This is a genomic window from Nocardia sp. NPDC005745 (assembly GCF_040630775.1).
In the GTDB taxonomy this organism is placed as follows: domain Bacteria; phylum Actinomycetota; class Actinomycetes; order Mycobacteriales; family Mycobacteriaceae; genus Nocardia.
In genome coordinates this window covers 170996-188999 of sequence record NZ_JBEXYF010000002.1, presented here as the reverse complement: position 1 = coordinate 188999, position 18004 = coordinate 170996, and the positions used below count along the sequence as shown (strand labels likewise).

The window sequence follows — 18004 nt, the reverse complement described above, 5'->3', positions numbered from 1 at the left end:
GTGCCTCCGTTGTATCGACTGACCGTTGGTCAGTCACGAATGTAAGACACTGACCACCGGTCAGTCAACGGGTAGTATTCGAGGCGTGAGCGACGAGACGACGACCCGCGCGCGCATCCTCGAGGTGGCCATGGACCTGTTCGGGACGCATGGTTATCACCGCACCTCGGTGCGCGCGATCGCCGAGCAACTGGGCATTTCCAAGGCGGGTGTGCTCTATCACTATCCGAGCAAGTACGACATCCTCGCGGGCTTGGCGGAGCCGTTCCTCGCGGCGATGGAGCGCACGGTCGCCGAGGCGGGCGATCCCGATCCGTGCGAGGCGCGCCGCCGGGTGGTCGAAGGGTTGCTCGACGTCTTCCTCACCCATCGCTACCTGCTGCGGCTCAACGTCCGCGATCTGGCGCTGGCCGCTCCCGGGAGTATCTTCGAGCGGTTCAGCAAGGTCATGATGCAGGCGAACATCCTGGTCGCGGGCCCGGACGCCAGCTTCGCCGAGCGCGTTCGCGCCACCCAGGCGGTGGCGGGGCTCAGCGACCCGGTGGTGCTGTACGCCGAGGCTCCGGTCGACCAGTTGCGTTCGGAGGTGCTGGAAGGGGTGCGTCTGTTGTTGGCGCCCACGGACCGGACGCCGCCCGCCGCCGCGTCCAGGGGGCGGCCGGTGGCACTGACCCCGCAGCAGGTCGAACTCGCGCGGCGGCGGCACGACGTGGAGGGGCGCGGCGTCGCCGAAATCGCCAGGGAGCTGGGTGTCTCCCGGGCGACGCTCTATCGCTATCTCAAATAGTTGCTTATTTTGAGACGATATTTTTGAGACGCCGCGCGGACGTGGTCGGTGGTCCGGAGGGTAGCGTCGGTGACATGAACGATGCCGCCTACCGCGAGCGGCCATCGCGGTACGACGGCGCCGTGCTGTGGATCAAGACCGTCGATGGCGGTGGCGCGGCGCTGCCGGTGCTACCCGACGGCTGCATGGATCTGATCTGGATGGACGGCAGGTTGGTCGTCGCGGGGCCGGACACCCGCGCCCACCACCCCGGTGGAATCCCGGGTGATCGGTACGTCGGCATCCGGTTCTTTCCGGGTACCGCACCCGCGTGGCTGGGCGTTCCGGCGCGCGAGTTGCGGAACCGGCGGGTCGAGCTGGCTCAGCTGTGGCCATCGGCTGTGGTCCGGCCGCTGGTCGATCGGATCGCGGCCGCCGACGATCAGGCGGCAGCGCTGGAACGCGTCGTGCAGTGGCGCGCGGCCGAGACCGAGCCGGCCGATCCGCTCATCCGGAAGGTGGTCGGCGCGCTCGACGCCGGATGGCCGGTGGCGGCGGTCGCCGACGCGGCCGGACTGGGGGAACGGACTTTGCACCGCCGTTCCCTGGATGCCTTCGGCTACGGCCCGAAAACCCTCGCGAGGGTATTGCGTCTGCAACGCGCGCTGGCAGCGGCGCGCAGCGGCGTGCCGCTCGCCGACACCGCGATGCGGGCCGGATTCGCCGACCAAGCGCACCTCTCCCGCGAAGTGCGCGCGCTGGCGGGAATGCCGTTGGGTGGCCTGCTCTCGTGACCACGTCGATGCGCGCGCAGGCTGGTCGCTGTCCCGGGACGCATCGGACCGGTCGAGACAGCGCATGCGGCGGATTTCGTCGGGAAACGTGTCCGGCTCCGTCTCGCGCCGTGCGGGTGGATGTGGTTCAGCTGCTCGCGGCCGGAAGAGCGGCGTACAGGTCGACGCCGTTGCCATCCGGATCCTGCACCACCGCGTAACGCTGCCCCCAGAACGCGTCCCACGGTTTCAGCTCGCCGTGGTACCCGGCATCCACGAGTTCGGCGTACACGGCGTCGACTTCCGTGGGATCGGCGCAGCGAAAAGCGACTGCGAGACGGCCCGCGCCGGTCGGGGGCCGCCACCCGGTGTGGAACGACTCGATGACGGCTTCGGTGTCCAGTGTGAGCCGCATGCCGCTGGGCAGCGCCGCCTCGGCATGTCCTTCCTGCTCGGAGCCCTCCGGGAAGGCGAGCCCGAGGCGGCGGTAGAAGGCCACCGAGGCGGCCATATCGCTGACGACGATGCCGATTACGTCGAGTTGTGGTGTCATACCGGCAGCGTAGGCAGCGGCGTGCGGGCGCGTCTTGAACGAATCGGACAAGCGCCTAGCGTGCGGGCGCGGGGACCAATTCGGCGATCAGGTTCTCCACCAGGATGCGGATGTGGTCGCGGATGGTTCGCACCACGTCGAGGGACTGGTCCGCGGGGTCCGGCAGCATCCAGTCGCGGTAGCTGATGCCGGGGAAGAACGGGCAGGCGTCGCCCGCGCCCATGGTGACCACCACGTCGGAGATACCGATCGCGTCCATCGTGAGCGGCTTGGGGGCGTGGCCGGAGATGTCGATGCCGATCTCGGCCATGGCGTCCACCACCGTGGCGTTCAGGGCCTCGGCCGGCGCGCTGCCCGCCGATCGCACGTCGAACCGGTCACCCGCGAGGGCGGTGAGGAACCCGGCAGCCATCTGCGAGCGGCCCGCGTTGTGCTCGCAGACGAACAGCACACTGGGCTTGTGGGACATGGGAACGCCTTTCGAGGTGCAAGGTGGAGCATAAGTGTGCTGGCCGTCCGGCCGCGGTGAACCGAAACGCTTTCCTAGCGTACGAGATACGTATACCAGCGCGCCGCGAAGCGTTACGGCGCGACGTGCTCTCGCGGGTGCGCGCGTACGGCGACCGCAGGTCACAGGCCCGAATCCGTTATCACGCAGCTTTTGCGGCGCCTCGGGTTGCCGGAGCAAGGTAGTGGACTGGACGGTAGTGCGACGAGGACGTACGGCAAGGCGTGACCGGAAGGCGCGCCGCCAACACGCGTACCCCGGTCGACGAAGGTCGACCGGGGTACGGACAGTGTCGGCGAATGGGATCGGGTCGCCCCGGCCCACCGGCCGTGGTCACCCGGAAGCGGTTTTCCGGGAACGGGTCAGATCGGGCGCAGGTCGATCATCTTGCGCAGCCGCTGCCGGTCGCGTTCCAGGCGGCGTGCTTCGTAGGCGATCGGGAAGTAGCGCAGGCGCTCCGGCAGCAGCGGGACCAGTCGCGCGATCAGCCAGCCGAGCACGCGCAGCTTGCGTTCGTCGGCCGCGGTCCAGGTCAGCCCGAGCTTGCGCCGCGCGACCTCGGGGGTGGTGCCGACCGTCACGAAGTACTGGAGCCAGCCGATCGGCGCCACCGCCGCCTTCCAGACGGGATGCAGCGCGCGCGGCAGCTGCTTCGGCGGAGCGACGGAGCGGATCACCCGCAGGTAATCGCGCGCGGTGTCGGTGGCGACCAGGTGGTTGGCGACGGTGTCTTCGAAGAACTTCTCGAATTCGGTGTAGTTCGCGGGGATCTCCTTGGGCGCCACCGAGAAATTGCGCAACAGCTGCAACGTCTCCTGGAAGTACGCCTCCTTGTCCGCCGCGGTGAGCGGGCGCTTCGCGAAGTACTTGGCGCTCTCGGTGAAGGCGAAGGTTCCGGTGTGCAGCACCCAGGCCCACGGGGCGCTGGACAGCGCGGTGTGCCGGACGCCATCGGCGTCGGTGGTGTTCAGCGACGCGTGCAGTTCGCGCAGGCGGTCGGCCTCGGCCAGCGCTTCCTCGCCGCCGTAGACCCACATCATCACCGACGCCAGGCTGCGCATCGCGCGGCCCATCGGATCGGTGCGGAAGGTGGAGTACTCGTCCACCACCGCGGAGATGGTCGGCTCCATGGTCTGCAGCAGGAAGGCCGAGCCCGCGGTGAGGGAGAAGGTGACCAGACCGGTCTGCTCCCACATCTGTGTCCCCGGTTCGATCGGGCGGCGGGGCGGCAGCGTTCGCGCGCCGGTGGATTCGCGTGCGACGGACGCGGTCATCGTGATCTCCCTTGATCGGCCGAACTCAATACAATGAGATGATAACCCTACAAGTCTCTCATCGTCTATCCATGATCGGCGATCGCGGCGCTGCCCTTAGGCTGTGCGGATATGACGACCGAGTGGCGCAGTCGTGGCGGCCGGATCGGGGTGCTCACGGGCGCGGGCATCTCCACCGATTCCGGCATCCCGGATTTCCGCGGCCCGCGCGGGGTGTGGACGAAGGATCCGATCGCCGAGTTGCTGTCGACCTATCAGAACTATGTCGCCGACCCCGGCTTGCGGGAACGCGCGTGGCTCGCCAGACGGGACAATCCGGCCTGGCAGGCCGTACCCAACGCCGCGCACAACGCCCTCGCCGATCTGGAGCGGTCCGGGCGGGCGGTCACCATCATCACCCAGAACATCGATCGCCTGCATCAGCGGGCGGGGTCTTCGCCGGAGCGGGTGATCGAGATCCACGGCAACATGTTCGAGGTGGTCTGCATCGACTGTGATTACCAGACCTCGATGTCCGCCACCTTGGAACGGGTGGCCGCGGGTGAGCCCGACCCGCCGTGTCCCGGCTGCGGCGGCATCCTCAAGTCGGCCACCGTGATGTTCGGTCAGCAGATGGACCGCCGCACCATGACCAAGGCCGCGCTCACCGCGCAGACGAGCGACGTCTTCCTGGCGATCGGAACTTCGTTGCAGGTCGAGCCCGCCGCGTCGATGTGCTCCATCGCGGTGGAGAGCGGCGCGGATCTGGTCATCGTGAACGCCGAGCCGACGCCTTACGACGATATGGCCACCGAGATCATCCGCGAACCCATCGGCACGGCCGTGCCCCGCCTGGTCGCGGAAATTCTCGCCGCGTGACCGCGGCGGTGTGCGTGCGGTGAGCCGGATTCAGCCGACCGGCCCGAGCACCCGGTCGAGGTAGGGATTGGCGAAACGCCCCTTCGGGTCGAAGCGCCGCCGCACCTCGGCGAACCGATCCCAGGCGGGGTAACGGTCCCGCAGGGTCGCCGCGGTCTGGAAGTGGCGTTTGCCCCAGTGCGGGCGGCCCTGGTAGCGGTCGAACACCGCTTCGCAGGCGCGGAAGTACGGCTCGAAGTCCATGCCCCGGTACTGGTGCACCGCGATGTAGCAGGTGTCGCGGCCGCCCGCCGGGGACAGGAACGCGTCGTCGGGTGCGACCCACCGCACCTCGATGGGCATCGGGGTGTCGAAACGCGTGGTCAGTTCCTTGATCTCGCGGATCGCGTCGGCGGAATGCGCGCGCGGGATGGCGTACTCCATCTCGGTGAAGCGGATCAGGCGGGGCGAGGCGAACACCCGGTAGGAGCGGTCCACCTGACGCCGGTAGCTGCCCGCGTAGGCCGCGCTGCGCTGGATGAAGGGGACCAGGCGCGGTTGCCTGCGGCTCAATCTGCACAGCGCGTCGAACAGGTGATTGGACATCAGGATGTCGGCGAACCAGTCCACCGCCTTGGGGCGCGGCTGCTCGGGCAGGGTCACGCGGTTGTTGCGCTTGGTCATGGCCAGCGGACTGTGGGCGAACATGTAGAACTCGAAATGGTCGTTGCCGTCGACGAACGAATCCAGGTCCGCCAGCACCTCCTCCACCGGGATCGGCCGTTCGACGCCCTCCAGCACGAACGACGGCGCCATCCGCAGGGTCACGGCGGTGACGACACCCAGCGCTCCGATGCCGACTCGCGCAGCCCGCCAGCCGTCGGGGTCGGTGTGCTCGTTCAGTTCCACCCGGGTGCCGTCCGCCTGCATCAATTCCAGCGAATGCACCGCGGCGGAGAGGTTCTGCAAGGTGGCGCCGGTGCCGTGAGTGGCGGTGGCGATGGCGCCCGCGACGGTCTGCACATCGATGTCGCCCAGGTTCGGGAAGGCGAGGCCGTGCTCGTGCAGGGCGGTGCTGGCCGCGTTCAGGCTGATGCCCGCTTCCACCCGCACCAGGCCGCTCGCCCGGTCGACATCGAGGACGCGGTTCAGCTTCGCCAGGCTCAGCAGCGTGCCGTCGGTCAGGACGGCCTCGGTGAACGAATGACCGGCGCCGGCGACCCGCACGGTCCGGCCGGCGGCTTCGGCGTCGGCGAGCAGGTCGGCCACTTCCTCGACGGAGCGCGGTGTGGCGATGATCGCGGGCGCACACTGTTGATCGCCTGCCCAGTTCACCCACGAGTTGGTCATGTGACCAACTTTACGGGAGCGAACGTGACGTGCGCTACTTACGGTGCGATTCCGCTACCGCTTGCGCCAGCCGCAGGTCAGATGCTGCTTGGCGTGCTCGACCTCGGCGTCGGTCAGCGGGGGGACGTCGAGATGCCTGCGCGGTGTGCCGTCGCCCCGCAGGCCGTTCAACATGATGGCCATATACCGCTGCCAGACATCGGGATTGACCGGCTTGGCGAACTCGGCGAGCCCGTCGACCATGTGCACGAGCGCGAAGAAGTCCGAGGGCTCGATGCCATCGGCGAGCACGCCCGCGTCGCGCGCGCGAGCGCAGATGGCGGTCACGGTGGGCTTGATGCGATCGCGCACGACCGCGAACCGGTCGGTCTCGTCGTCCTCGAGTTCGAGCATGACCTCGCTGAAGCCTCGGTTGGTGGCCATGTGCCTGCACGCGTACTCGAAGAATTCGACGAGTCCGAACCAGGGGTCGGGATGTCGGTAGGCGGCGTCGGCCGCGTCGGCGAAATCGTTCAGGTTCTGGTCGAAGACCTCGACGATCAGTTCCTTCTTGTTCGCGAAGCGGCGATAGACCGTACCGACACCCACGCCCGCGCGTTCGGCCACGTCGTCGAGCGTGATCTCGAGTCCGTGGTCGGCGAACAGTTCCCGTGCCGCTGCGATGATGCGCTGCTGATTGCGTGCGGCATCGGCCCGCAGACGCCGGGGTGGAGAGGCGACCGTGGCGTGATTCACACCGTCATTCTACCAACCTCGGGGATTAACCGGAGGCGTTGTCTCCGTTATCGTGATAACTTCTTCAGGTAAGCGGAGGTTCTTCCTCCGGATCAAGGCTAGAGACAAAGGGGACACATGACTACCGCCATCGACCGTGGGGCCCCCGCCCCTGAGCAGACGGGAAGCGAGCGGCGCGGCTCGCACGCCCTGCGCTGGTGGGTGCTCGCCGTCCTCGGTGTCGCCCAGCTGATGGTCGTGCTCGACGCGACCGTGGTGAACATCGCGTTGCCCGCCGCGCAGGCGGATCTCGGCTTCAGCGACGGCGACCGCTCGTGGGTGGTCACCGGCTACGCGCTGGCATTCGGCAGCCTGCTGTTGCTCGGCGGACGCCTCAGCGACCTGTTCGGCAGGCGCAACACCTTCATCATCGGCCTGGTCGGCTTCGCGGTCGCCTCCGCCATCGGTGGCGCGGCCACCAGCTTCGAGATGCTGGTCGCCGCCCGGGTCGGGCAGGGTGTCTTCGGCGCGCTGCTGGCGCCCGCCGCTCTCTCGCTGCTCACGGTGACCTTCACCGAGCCGTCCGAGCGGGCGAAGGCGTTCGGCATCTTCGGTGCCGTCGCGGGCACCGGCGGCGCGATCGGGCTGCTGCTCGGCGGCGCGCTCACCGAATGGGCCTCATGGCGCTGGGTGATGTTCGTCAACCTGGCCTTCGCGGCCGTCGCTCTGGTCGGCGCGGTGCTGCTGCTGGCCAAGCACGCGAGCACCGAGCGGCCCAAGCTCGACATCCCCGGCACGCTCGTGGTCACCGCCGGTCTGTTCGGCATCGTCTACGGGTTCTCGCACGCGGAGTCGGACGGATGGACCAACGGCGTCACCCTCGCGTTCCTGCTCGGCGGCGCGGCGCTGATCGCGGTGTTCGCCTGGCTGGAGACCCGGGTCGCGCACCCGCTGCTTCCGATGCGGATCGTGCTCGACCGGATGCGCGGCACCTCCTACCTGACGGTGTTCGTCATGGGCATCGGGATGTTCGCGATCTTCCTGTTCCTCACCTATTACATGCAGCTCACCCTGGGCTACTCGCCGATCATGACCGGCGTCGCGTTCCTGCCGATGGTCGCCGCCATGGTGGCCTCCTCGACCACCGCGCCGTCGCTGCTGCTGCCGAAGCTCGGCCCGAAGATCGTGGTCAGCGGCGGCTTCCTGATCGCGGCGGCGGGCATGGCCTGGCTGACCCGGATCGGCTTGGACACCGGCTACGCCAGCCACATCCTGCCCGCCCTGATCCTGCTGGGTCTCGGCCTCGGCGGCGCGATGGCGGTCGCCTTCCAGGGCGCCACCTCGGGTGTGCAGCACGAGGACGCGGGTGTGGCCTCGGCCATGATCAACACCAGCCAGCAGGTCGGCGGCTCGATCGGCACGGCGTTGCTGAGCACGATCGCGGCGTCCGCGGCCACCGACTACCTGTCCACCCGCACGCCGGATCCGCTGTCCATCGCCCAGTCCGCGATCGAGAGCTACACCACCAGTTTCTGGTGGGCCACGGCGATCTTCGTGGCGGGCGGCATCCTCACCGCGGTGCTGATGCCGAGCACGGTGCCGGAGCCCGCCGAGGGAGAACCGGTACTCGCGCACTGATCCGAGTGCGCCACCGCCTATCCGGTTCCGTACCGCACGGCCGCCGCTCCCGCGACCTCGTCGCAGGGGTGGCGGCCGTCGTCGTCGAACCGCACGGCGCGCGATCCGCTTCGTCGGTGAGCGCGGCGAGATGCACGCATCGTACCCGGGCCGAATCTGTGCTCCGCGATTGCCAATCGGCCGCTCCCGGCGTGCGAGTGCCGTGTCGAGGATGAACCCTTCCGTCCGCTACCGCTGTCCGAATCAGGGGCCGCTCGGCGTCTCGCGGACTCACGCCGCCCGTCCGCCGCGCAAGCAAAGTGCTCCAGAATCACCGTTATCGGTGCAAAATACAACGTGAGTAGATGCGGCGGCCTGTGCCGTGAGCGGTCCCTTTTCCGACCTGCGCGGAAATATCATGGGATGCTCTGCACATCGGAATCCGCGAGGGTTCCGGCCGCTCATGTGTGGGTAGCCAAGAGACTGCTGCGCACCCTTCTCGGCATCGGCGCACCCGGCGGTCGCACCACCCTCTCCACCCCACCCGCGGGGTTCGTAGACTCCTCGGACCGGGCGCGGCGCTCCCCGCGCTCGGCCGCCTCGGGGAGTGGCGGTGGTGCGGCCGGGACGGCGGAGCCCGGCGGACATGGCACGGTGGTTACCTGGTTCGGCTCGGCGATCGACGGGAACGGCACGACGGAAGGGGGCAGGCAATGAGTGGTTCGCAAACGGGCGCTGCCACGGCGGGACGATGGCGGCCCGCCGCACGGCTCACCGTGCTGCTCGACGAGGACGACAAGTGGCGGCACACGCCCCTGTATCACGAGATCGTGCGCCGGGCCAGAGATACCGGCCTGGCGGGAGCCAGCGTGTGGCGTGGCATCGAGGGCTACGGTGCGTCCTCGCACGTGCACACCACCCGGATCCTCGACGTCGCCGACCACCTTCCGTTATTGCTGATGCTGGTCGACGAGCCGGAACGCCTGCGTGCCTTCGTCGAGCGGAATGCCGAGCTGTTCGCTTCGGTCAACGTCACCTTGGTGCCGGTGGACCAGTGGCAGGAAGGTGAGCGATGACCAGACGCGGCAGGCCCGCCGGATCCGCGGTAGCCCCTGTGGCCGCAGCGGGTTTCACCTCGCCGCCGCTGTCGGACGCGGCGGCCGTTACCATTGTCGGTTCGGCGCGGCTCGGCGATCTGAGCGGCGCGTCGGCGGGCCATCGGCCGCTCGCCGCCGCGGAAGCGGGCTTCCGCACCGTGCCGACCACGTTCAACATGTACGGCTACGAGAGGTTCCGGCGGGTGGCCGACGTGAACGACGTGGCTGTGGGGTCGGCGGTGGCCGGGCGGTCGTGGACATGATCCTCATGACGAGCCGGGCGCAGCCGATACGGAAGGGAGACCCGAGCATGGCCCACGATCGAGCCGGGCGTTCCGCACGTCCCACCGATCTGGAAGACATCGCGCATCTGGTGACGGCGTACTACAGCCGTGTTCCGGACGCGGCGGATCCGGCCCAGCGGGTGGCGTTCGGAACGTCGGGACATCGCGGTTCCAGCCTGGACGGCGCCTTCAACGAGGCGCACATCCTGGCGATCACGCAGTCGATCGTGGAATACCGCGCCACCCGGGGCATCACCGGGCCGGTCTATCTCGCGAGGGATACCCACGCCCTGTCCGAGCCCGCCTGGACCACCGCGCTCGAGGTGCTCGCCGCCAACGACGTCACCGCGGTGATCGATGCGCGCGACCGCTACACCCCCACGCCCGCACTGAGTCACGCTGTGCTGCGCCACAATCGGGGCGGCGCCAAGCATCAGGCCGACGGCATCGTGGTCACCCCGTCGCACAACCCGCCTCGCGACGGCGGCTTCAAATACAACCCGCCGCACGGCGGCCCGGCGGACAACACGGCCACCGACGCCATCGCCGCGCGCGCGAACGAACTGCTGCGCGACGGGCTCACCGGGGTCAAGCGCACCACGCTGCAGCGCGCGCTGGCCGACGGCGTGGAACGCTACGACTACCTCGACAACTACATCGACGACCTGCCCAACGTGCTGAACCTGGACGCGATCCGCGGCGCGGGCATCCGGCTCGGCGCCGACCCGATGGGCGGCGCCAGCGTCGACTACTGGGAGGAGATCGGCCAGCGCTACGATCTCGAGCTCGAGGTGGTCAATCCGTTCGTGGATCCCACCTGGCGGTTCATGACCCTCGACAGCGACGGCAAGATCCGGATGGACCCGTCCTCCCGCTACGCGATGGCCTCGCTGATCGGGATCAAGGACGACTACGACATCTCCACCGGCAACGACGCCGACGCCGACCGGCACGGCATCGTCACGCCCGACGGCGGGTTGATGAATCCGAACCACTTCCTCGCGGTGGCCATCGAATACCTGGTCGCCAACCGGATGGGGTGGGATGCGCTGACCAAGATCGGCAAGACCGCGGTGACCTCGTCGATGATCGACCGGGTCGTCTCCGTGCTCGGGCGCGACGTGCACGAGGTGCCCGTCGGATTCAAGTTCTTCGTTCCCGGATTGTTCAGCGGCAGCCTGGCATTCGGCGGCGAGGAGAGCGCCGGCGCGTCGTTCCTGCGGATGGACGGCACGGTCTGGACCACCGACAAGGACGGCATCCTGCTCGCGCTGCTGGCCGGCGAGATCGCCGCGGTCACCGGCCAGAGCCCGTCGGCGCGCTACGTCGAACTCGAGCGCCGCTACGGCAGCCCCGCCTACGCGCGGATCGACGCACCCGCCACCGTGGAACAGAAAGAGCTGCTCGCGAAGTTGACTCCGGACATGATCACGACGAAGGAGATCGCCGGGGAGCCCGTCACCGCCGTGCTCACCAGGGCGCGGGGCAACGGCGCGCCACTGGGAGGCCTGAAGGTGACCACCGAGAACGCGTGGTTCGCCGCGCGCCCCTCCGGCACCGAGGACAAGTACAAGATCTACGCGGAGTCGTTCCACGGACCCGAGCACCTCGCCGAGGTGCAGACAGCCGCGGAGGAATTGGTGGGGCAGGCGCTGTCCGGTGACCGGTAGATCCAAGCCCCTGCCCAGCGAGATCTGGGTGCTGGTCGGGGGCGCGTTCGTCATCGCCATCGGGTTCGGCCTGGTCGCCCCGGTGCTGCCGCAGTTCGCGCGCGGATTCGGCGTCGGCGTGGCGGCCGCCTCCGCCATCGTCTCCGCGTTCGCCCTGATGCGGTTGCTGTTCGCACCCGTGAGCGGGCGGCTGGTGCAGCGGCTGGGGGAGCGCTCGGTCTACCTCGGCGGGCTGCTGATCGTCGCGGCGTCCACCGGCGCGAGCGCCCTGGCCCAAAGCTATTGGCAGCTCATGGTGCTGCGATCGCTCGGCGGCATCGGCTCGACCATGTTCACCGTGTCGTCGCTGGCGCTGGTCATCCGGATGTCGCCGCCCGAACAGCGCGGCCGGGTCTCGGGACTGTGGTCGACCAGCTTCCTGGTCGGCTCGGTGAGCGGGCCGCTGGTGGGCGGCGGGTTGTCCGGGCTCGGGCTGCGCTGGCCGTTCGTCATCTACGCCGTGGCGTTGTTCGTCGTCAGCGTCGTGGTGTACTTCAGCCTGCGCAATTCGGAGTTGGCCGCGCCGGAGCCGGTCGGCGGCGCCCGCATGATGTCCTTCCGCGAGGGCTGGGCGCGGCCTGAGTACCGGGCGGTGCTGCTGTCGAACTTCGCCAACGGAGCCGCCGTGTTCGGTGTCCGGATGGCTCTGGTGCCGCTGCTCGTCGTCGAGGTGCTGCACCAAGCGCCGGGTATGGCCGGTGTCGCGTTGACGGTGTTCGCCGCGGGCAACGTCACGGTGCTGTTCGCCGCGGGGCGGCTGTCCGACCGGTGGGGACGGAAACCGTTCGTGATCAGCGGCTCGCTGGTGTGCGCGGTCGGCACGGCGGGGCTCGGCCTGGCCACCGACCTGCCCTGGCTGCTCGCCACCTCGTTCCTGGCCGGGCTCGGTTCCGGCATGTTCACCCCCACCCAGCAGGCAGCCGTCGCCGACATCATCGGCCCCAAGGCGCGCGGCGGGCCGGTGCTGGCCGGTTTCCAGATGGCCGCCGACCTCGGCACCGTCATCGGGCCGGTCGCGGTCGGAGCCCTGGCCCAGCAGGTGTCCTACGGGCTCGCGCTCGGCGTGACCGGCGCCCTGCTGGCGGTTGCGGCGCTCGTCTGGACTGTCGTGCCCGAACCGCTGCGCCGGGGGACTCCCGCTCACTCGGAGATGCCGTCCGAACGCTCCGCAGGAGCGGACGACGCCGGGCGGCAATCGGCGCGGATCGACCGTGCGCTGAACGAAGTGTCCGCCGCGCCGGTCGCCGACAGTCCGGTGCCCGTGGTGGCCGAGCCTATGGCGGTTCCCGGAGAGGGCTCGGCGGATCCGCAAGTCGTGGTTGACCGGCGGGAGCCGGTGACAGATGGTGTCCGGAAGGGGGCGGAGTCCGACGGACCGTCGGGCCGCCCCCCGGCCGGGATCGGCGATCACCGCGGTGCGGTAGCCGACACCAGACCCGTGCGGACCGCGCCGGCCACCGCGGTCGCAGACTCCGACGAGGCGGAATATCCGCCGGGGCGCCCGATGTCTCGCGGCAAACGTCGGCGACCGGAGCGGCGTACCCGCCGCAAGCGCTGAGCACTGTAGTCCAGACGGGTGGCGCTGCGGGCCGGGCGCCGCCGGGGCGTAGCGCGAGGTGATCGGCGGCGCTGTCCGTCCGCGCGTCGCGGAGCCCGGGGCCAGAACCGTTGGGTGGCCCGGGCGGGGGACTTGCCGTGGGCTCCGCTCGGTGTGCGCGCGGCCATCGGATCAGTGGCCCGGCGGGGGGAACGGTGGTTCGTTGCGGCAAAGTGTCAATGTGAGCGAATCGCGTTCGAACTACACTCCACGGCCGATGTCCAGTGCGACCACCTACGCGCTCGGTGCGGTCGCTCTCGTGCTGATCGTGCTCATCGTCATCGCGGCGATCCGCTGGGGGCGAGACGACGCCGCCGTCCGCAACGACGGCTACGGTTCGGTGCGGGACCCCGCGGTGCACTCGATGCTCGAGCAGAACGGTTCGATCCTGCTCGGCCGCCCGGACGCGAAGAAGACCATCGACATCTTCGAGGATCCGCTGTGCCCCGGCTGCGGCAGCCTGGAGCGCATCTACGGCCAAGAGATCGCGCAGCAGATCGATGCGGGCGCGCTGGCCGTGCGCTATCGCCTGGTGAACTTCCTCGACGGCCGCTCCCGCAGCAAGGACTACTCGACGCGCGCCGTCGCCGCGAACCAGTGTGTGGCCGAAGCGGGTTCGGGGCCGGTCTACGCCAAGTTCCACACCGAACTGTTCACCGCGAAGCGTCCCAGCGAAGGCGGCGCCGACCTGAGCAACGAGGAACTCGCCGCGATCGCGGGCGACGCCGGAGCCGCCGAGCCCGTGCGGCAATGCATCGCGACCGGTGCGAAGGTCGACTCCGCGCGCAGCACCGCGATGGCGCAGACCGCGGCGCTCGGCGAAGCGCTGGGCGGCTCCGCGGCCACCCCCGCGGTGTTCGACGGCACGACGAAGGTCGACACCAACGACGAGAACTGGGTGGTTTCACTCGCCGGTTGAGCAGGGCTGGAGGGCCGGAACGCCGACTCCACCAAATCGACGCCCCGGCCCACTCGACGGCACGACCCGACATCCCCAGCCCCCGAGATCGCCGCTCGCCGAGTTTTCAGTTGGCCTGGGGCCGGGCAGCGGCTCCACCTGCCGCTGCCCGGCCCGCGCACTCGACAGCGCGATCCGGCCCCCTGTCCCTAGACCGCACCTCGAGGTGTCTCACATCCGCTCCGACTCCGGTCGGGGAGCCGGACACTCGAAACGAACAAACCAGCAACCCCATCTGCTCTGGCCGTTCCGAGCGTCCAACCGGCTAGTGCCCTACGCCCTGATCGAACTCGATTCGAACACATGTTCGATACTAAGCCGATTCGCCCCCTCTGTCACCCCCCGAATCGAGGCGATTTGGTCGCCGACATACCGTTGGTGTAACTTCATTCAAGCGCGGCCGGGAAGCCGGAGCGCAACCAACCAGGGGCTATGGCGCAGCTGGTAGCGCACCACACTGGCAGTGTGGGGGTCAGGGGTTCGAGTCCCCTTAGCTCCACTTTTCTTCTCGAAGGCTCGTGCTCACCCCAGGGCATGAGCCTTTCTCGTTTCACGGTGTTCGCGGGTGCGATTCCGCCGTGTGCTTTCCCGGCGGATCTGGGTAACCGGTCGATGTTCTGTGACCGGCCCCCGTACCGCAGCATCCGTTGGAGAAGCATCATGACTGAAACGAATCTCTCGCACGCCTCGTCCACCGCGGGTCGGATCGCCCAGAACGACACGTTCGCGCGGTTCGCCCGCGCGGGCTACGTCATGTCGGGCCTTGTTCATCTGCTGATCGGTTACATCGCCATCAGGCTCGCGCTCGGGGGCGGGGGCAGTGCCGATCAGTCGGGGGCGATGGCCGAACTGGCCGATAAACCGGGTGGGGTGGTCACCCTGTGGATCGGCGTGGTCGCGTTCGTGCTGATGGCGCTGTGGCGGCTGGCGGAGGCGGTCTTCGGCAAAGCGTCCGAGCCGGGCTCCGGCAGCTTGAAGTCCGAGGCGTTCGACCGGGTCAAGGCGCTCTCGCTGTCGGTGGTCTACCTGGCGTTCGCGATCACCGCTTTCCGCTTCGCGCAGGGCAGCGGACAGTCCAGCAGCAGTCAGAGCGTCGGGCTCACCGCGCGTCTGATGCAGCACACGGCGGGCACGGTCGCGCTGGTCGTGGGCGGGCTGATCATCATCGGCGTGGGCGGCTACCACGTGTACAAGGGAGCGAGCCGGAACTTCCTCGACGACCTCCGAGGGACCCAGGGCGCCTTCGTGCGGCGGCTCGGCACCGTGGGATACATCGCGAAGGGACTCGCCGTGGCCGCGGTCGGGTTGCTCGTCATCCTCGCCGCGACGAAAGACGATCCGAACAAGTCCGCCGGGCTGGACGGAGCCTTGAAGACGCTCGGCGCGCAACCCTTCGGCGTGGCCCTGCTCCTCATCGCCGGGTTGGGCATCATCACCTACGGGCTCTACAGCTTCGTCATGGCCCGCAGCGCCAAGATGTAGGGCCGGTCAACGCACCGCGGTCAGCAGCCGGGGCTGCCGCCACAGGTTGTCGAGTTCCTCGGGGAGGTCGGGGACCGATCGCCCGTAGGACGCGGCCAGCTCGCTCGGACTGAAGCAGCGCACCGACCAGCCGTGGCCGGACAGCCACTGCGCGGGATCGGCCCGTTCGTCGTCGTAGAACAGTTCGGCCGGGTCGATGTCCCCGAACGGGTTGTAGCGATCGAAATACTTCGTCTCGATGCTCGCGAAGCGTTTGACGTCGACGCCCGTCACGAAGCTCTCCACGGCGAGGTGGCTGCCGGGCGCGGACAGCTCGTCGATGTGCTCGAACAATCTGTCCTGCGCCGCGCCGGGCAGATAGGGCAGCAGCCCCTCGGCCGACCATGCGGTGGGCTCATCGGGGTGGAAGCCCGCGCCGCGCAGGGCGGCCGGCCAGTCCTCGCGCAGGTCCACCGGCACCGTGCGCCGCCGGGCCTTCGGTCGTGCGCCGTTCTCGGTGAGAACCTTCTCCTTGAAATCCAGGACTTTGGGCTGATCGATCTCGAATACCGTGGTCGCCGGGGGCCAGTCGAGACGATGCGCTCGCGCGTCCAATCCCGCCGCGACGATCACGGCTTGCCGAACGCCGTCCGCGACGGCCGACAGGAAGAACTCGTCGAAGAACTTGGTGCGGAAGCCCATGAAGCCGGGGACCAGCGGCGTGTCCGCGAGCGGGGAGGGATCGGCCAGCAGACCGGTGAAATGCGGATGACCCGCGGCCGCCACGAACAGCGGCGCGTAATCGTCCTGGATCAAGGGATCGGGAGAGGCCGCCTCCAGCGCACGGAACGTCGCCACACCCAAGGCGGTGAGCCCGACGCTACTGACGATGTCCCAGACGTCTCCATCGGTTCGCATACCGCACCCACTTCCTGTCAGCCCACCACGGCGGTCTCGTGTTCCATGACTTCGCTGGCCGCCCGTTCGCCGGAGCGGATGGCTCCGTCGATCCAGCCGCACATCACCGCGGAACTCTCCGTGCCCGCCCAGTGGATGCGTCCGCACGGCTCGCGCAGCGCATGGCCGAATTGCGTGAGCACGCCGGTCGGCGCGTGGCTGAGCATCCCGCCGCCGGAGTACCGCTCGGCGCTCCAGTTCTGCTCGATGTAGTCGACGGGGGATCCCGCCTTACGGCCGAACCGCTCGACGAGTGCGCCGAGTACCGCGCTTCTTCGTTCGGTTTCGTCGAGTCGGCCCACCTGTCGTGCGATGGGCCCCTCGATGATCACGCACAGCACCCCGGGGCGTCCGGTGTCCGTGCACGCGTCGATGGTGACCGTGGCGGGCGAGCCCGGGGCGACCGACTGTCCCGACAGGCCGTCGTCGCGCCAGAACGGTTCGTCGTACACGGCGGAGACCTTGATGATCGAGCCGCTCGGCATGCGCTGATGCAGGAACGATCGGTCTACCGGCAACATCGGCCGGTAGGAGATCTGGCTTGCGATCGCGAGAGGGACGGCCACGATCGCCCGGCGCGCGCGCACCGTCATATCGGTCGCGCGGACCATGACTCCCTCGTCGTCCTGATGGATGCAGCGCACCGGCTGCGACAGGTGGATCGAATCGCCGAGTTCGGCCGCCATCGGCCGGTATATCGCGCCCATGCCACCGACCGGCCGCGCGTCCTGCGCCGCGTCCTTGACGCCGAGCACGAAGCTGGGACCGCCGCCGGATGCCATCTGGTACAGCACGAAAAGCAACGACACCTCCGAGGCCGCCGACGTGTAGCAGCCGGCTATGGCCGTCTCGAGCAGATCGTGCGCGGGCTTGGACAGCACATTGCCTTCCAGCCAGTGCGCCAAGCTCACCTGATCCCATTTGTCGGCCTTCTTCGCGGACCACGGCGCTTCCAGGGGAACCGACTTGCACATATGCCCCAGTTCGAGGAACACCGCCCCGAGGTTCATCGCCGCCCACGGGCTCATGGTCCACGGGATGGTGCCGGTGTACCGGTGCTGCTTTCCGTCGACGACCATCATGGCCTCGCCGTCGGTGTACTGCTTGTAGCTCGGTACCCCGTACTCGGTCATCAGCGCCCGGACGCGGTCTTGACCCGGCCCGATCCAGGCGCCGCCGAGATCGATCCACGATCCGTCGTCGCGCACCCGGGTGAACGTGCGCCCCCCGAGCCGGTCGCGCGCTTCCAGCAGCGCCACCGATCGGCCCGTTTGTTTCAGCCGCAGCGCGGCCGTCAGTCCCGCGAATCCCCCGCCGATTACGCAAAAGTCGACGTCTGTCATGGCGTGCCGTCCTCGTGTCGCAGTAGCGCGCACGGCCGCCGTGTCATCTGCGCTCGACCGGAGCTCTCAGCACAGCGGGTGCATTCGCCTTCGATCAGGTCTACGCGTCGAATCTCGGGCAATTCTATAGCAAATTGCACTGGCCGGTCATCTCTCGCCATTTGCCGTACGGACGCTCGGCAAGCTGCCTACGCTTCGGATCTTGT

Annotated in this window: 16 protein-coding genes, 1 tRNA gene and 1 pseudogene; 11 read left to right on the top strand and 7 right to left on the bottom strand. The window is 68.8% G+C overall.

All coding sequences use genetic code 11. The features are described from left to right. The first annotated feature begins 85 nt into the window (after positions 1-85). The gene (locus tag ABZ420_RS03790; RefSeq protein ID WP_357116769.1) at positions 86-787 is read left to right on the top strand and encodes a TetR family transcriptional regulator; all 702 of its coding nucleotides are present in this window, start codon (positions 86-88) and stop codon (positions 785-787) included. A 74-nt stretch (positions 788-861) separates the two neighbouring features. Then, on the top strand, positions 862-1560 hold the full coding sequence (locus tag ABZ420_RS03785; protein ID WP_357116767.1) for a helix-turn-helix transcriptional regulator: 699 nt from the start codon (positions 862-864) through the stop codon (positions 1558-1560). Between the two features lie 127 nt (positions 1561-1687). On the opposite strand, the gene ABZ420_RS03780 is transcribed toward ABZ420_RS03785, so the two are convergent. The 3 genes from ABZ420_RS03780 to ABZ420_RS03770 all read right to left on the bottom strand — a co-directional run bounded on the left by ABZ420_RS03780 (position 1688) and on the right by ABZ420_RS03770 (position 3874). Beyond that, on the bottom strand, positions 1688-2092 hold the full coding sequence (locus tag ABZ420_RS03780) for a VOC family protein (protein WP_357116765.1): 405 nt from the start codon (positions 2090-2092) through the stop codon (positions 1688-1690). A 55-nt stretch (positions 2093-2147) separates the two neighbouring features. Then, positions 2148-2561 carry an arsenate reductase ArsC gene (locus tag ABZ420_RS03775; protein ID WP_040868829.1) on the bottom strand — a complete coding sequence of 138 codons (414 nt, stop codon included), beginning with the start codon at positions 2559-2561 and terminating at the stop codon, positions 2148-2150. Between the two features lie 401 nt (positions 2562-2962). Further along, positions 2963-3874 (bottom strand): oxygenase MpaB family protein, encoded by a 912-nt coding sequence (locus ABZ420_RS03770; RefSeq protein ID WP_357116763.1) that lies wholly within the window; start codon positions 3872-3874, stop codon positions 2963-2965. Positions 3875-3985: 111 nt separating this feature from the next. Between ABZ420_RS03770 and ABZ420_RS03765 the strand changes: the two genes are divergently transcribed. Next, positions 3986-4732, top strand: coding sequence for a Sir2 family NAD-dependent protein deacetylase (locus ABZ420_RS03765; protein WP_357116761.1), 747 nt, complete (start codon positions 3986-3988; stop codon positions 4730-4732). Between the two features lie 30 nt (positions 4733-4762). Here the strand turns inward: ABZ420_RS03765 and ABZ420_RS03760 are convergent, their stop codons facing one another. Continuing rightward, positions 4763-6061 carry a D-arabinono-1,4-lactone oxidase gene (locus ABZ420_RS03760; protein WP_357116759.1) on the bottom strand — a complete coding sequence of 433 codons (1299 nt, stop codon included), beginning with the start codon at positions 6059-6061 and terminating at the stop codon, positions 4763-4765. Between the two features lie 54 nt (positions 6062-6115). Further along, entirely contained in the window at positions 6116-6796 is a 681-nt protein-coding gene (locus tag ABZ420_RS03755; protein WP_357116757.1) for a TetR/AcrR family transcriptional regulator, read from the bottom strand. 117 nt (positions 6797-6913) lie between these two features. On the opposite strand from ABZ420_RS03755, the gene ABZ420_RS03750 reads away from it, so the two are divergent. The 8 genes and pseudogenes from ABZ420_RS03750 to ABZ420_RS03715 all read left to right on the top strand — a co-directional run bounded on the left by ABZ420_RS03750 (position 6914) and on the right by ABZ420_RS03715 (position 15519). Beyond that, entirely contained in the window at positions 6914-8413 is a 1500-nt protein-coding gene (locus tag ABZ420_RS03750; RefSeq protein ID WP_357116755.1) for an MFS transporter, read from the top strand. Positions 8414-9105: 692 nt separating this feature from the next. Then, a complete protein-coding gene (locus ABZ420_RS03745) occupies positions 9106-9468 on the top strand; it encodes a DUF190 domain-containing protein (protein ID WP_357116753.1) in 363 nt (120 codons plus the stop codon). Continuing rightward, positions 9465-9752 (top strand): hypothetical protein, encoded by a 288-nt coding sequence (locus ABZ420_RS03740; RefSeq protein ID WP_357116751.1) that lies wholly within the window; start codon positions 9465-9467, stop codon positions 9750-9752. The genes ABZ420_RS03745 and ABZ420_RS03740 overlap by 4 nt, the downstream gene beginning before the upstream one ends. A 47-nt stretch (positions 9753-9799) precedes the next feature. Then, positions 9800-11443: a phosphoglucomutase (alpha-D-glucose-1,6-bisphosphate-dependent) gene (pgm, locus tag ABZ420_RS03735; RefSeq protein WP_062969484.1), complete on the top strand. Its 1644-nt coding sequence runs from the start codon at positions 9800-9802 to the stop codon at positions 11441-11443. After that, positions 11433-12623: pseudogene (locus ABZ420_RS03730) on the top strand (MFS transporter); the annotation flags it as partial. The gene pgm and the pseudogene ABZ420_RS03730, both read left to right, overlap by 11 nt. A 673-nt stretch (positions 12624-13296) precedes the next feature. Next, the gene (locus tag ABZ420_RS03725; protein ID WP_357116749.1) at positions 13297-13998 is read left to right on the top strand and encodes a thioredoxin domain-containing protein; all 702 of its coding nucleotides are present in this window, start codon (positions 13297-13299) and stop codon (positions 13996-13998) included. Between the two features lie 465 nt (positions 13999-14463). Further along, positions 14464-14536: transfer RNA gene (locus ABZ420_RS03720), tRNA-Ala, on the top strand. Positions 14537-14697: 161 nt separating this feature from the next. Further along, positions 14698-15519: a DUF1206 domain-containing protein gene (locus tag ABZ420_RS03715; RefSeq protein WP_357116747.1), complete on the top strand. Its 822-nt coding sequence runs from the start codon at positions 14698-14700 to the stop codon at positions 15517-15519. A gap of 6 nt (positions 15520-15525) precedes the next feature. Here ABZ420_RS03715 and ABZ420_RS03710 read toward each other — a convergent pair whose 3' ends face one another. Both ABZ420_RS03710 and ABZ420_RS03705 read right to left on the bottom strand, forming a co-directional pair. Further along, entirely contained in the window at positions 15526-16416 is an 891-nt protein-coding gene (locus ABZ420_RS03710) for a class I SAM-dependent methyltransferase (protein WP_357116745.1), read from the bottom strand. A 17-nt stretch (positions 16417-16433) separates the two neighbouring features. Continuing rightward, positions 16434-17798 (bottom strand): FAD-dependent oxidoreductase, encoded by a 1365-nt coding sequence (locus ABZ420_RS03705; protein WP_357116743.1) that lies wholly within the window; start codon positions 17796-17798, stop codon positions 16434-16436. Positions 17799-18004: the final 206 nt, after the last annotated feature.

Bases quoted from the DNA above. Each gene is read 5' to 3' on its own strand.
- ABZ420_RS03785 (WP_357116767.1), top strand. From the start codon at position 862: ATGAACGATGCCGCCTACCGCGAGCGGCCATCGCGGTACGACGGCGCC.
- ABZ420_RS03780 (WP_357116765.1), bottom strand. From the start codon at position 2,092: ATGACACCACAACTCGACGTAATCGGCATCGTCGTCAGCGATATGGCC.
- ABZ420_RS03775 (WP_040868829.1), bottom strand. From the start codon at position 2,561: ATGTCCCACAAGCCCAGTGTGCTGTTCGTCTGCGAGCACAACGCGGGC.
- ABZ420_RS03770 (WP_357116763.1), bottom strand. From the start codon at position 3,874: ATGACCGCGTCCGTCGCACGCGAATCCACCGGCGCGCGAACGCTGCCG.
- ABZ420_RS03765 (WP_357116761.1), top strand. From the start codon at position 3,986: ATGACGACCGAGTGGCGCAGTCGTGGCGGCCGGATCGGGGTGCTCACG.
- ABZ420_RS03760 (WP_357116759.1), bottom strand. From the start codon at position 6,061: ATGACCAACTCGTGGGTGAACTGGGCAGGCGATCAACAGTGTGCGCCC.
- ABZ420_RS03750 (WP_357116755.1), top strand. From the start codon at position 6,914: ATGACTACCGCCATCGACCGTGGGGCCCCCGCCCCTGAGCAGACGGGA.
- ABZ420_RS03745 (WP_357116753.1), top strand. From the start codon at position 9,106: ATGAGTGGTTCGCAAACGGGCGCTGCCACGGCGGGACGATGGCGGCCC.
- ABZ420_RS03740 (WP_357116751.1), top strand. From the start codon at position 9,465: ATGACCAGACGCGGCAGGCCCGCCGGATCCGCGGTAGCCCCTGTGGCC.
- pgm (WP_062969484.1), top strand. From the start codon at position 9,800: ATGGCCCACGATCGAGCCGGGCGTTCCGCACGTCCCACCGATCTGGAA.
- ABZ420_RS03725 (WP_357116749.1), top strand. From the start codon at position 13,297: ATGTCCAGTGCGACCACCTACGCGCTCGGTGCGGTCGCTCTCGTGCTG.
- ABZ420_RS03715 (WP_357116747.1), top strand. From the start codon at position 14,698: ATGACTGAAACGAATCTCTCGCACGCCTCGTCCACCGCGGGTCGGATC.
- ABZ420_RS03710 (WP_357116745.1), bottom strand. From the start codon at position 16,416: ATGCGAACCGATGGAGACGTCTGGGACATCGTCAGTAGCGTCGGGCTC.
- ABZ420_RS03705 (WP_357116743.1), bottom strand. From the start codon at position 17,798: ATGACAGACGTCGACTTTTGCGTAATCGGCGGGGGATTCGCGGGACTG.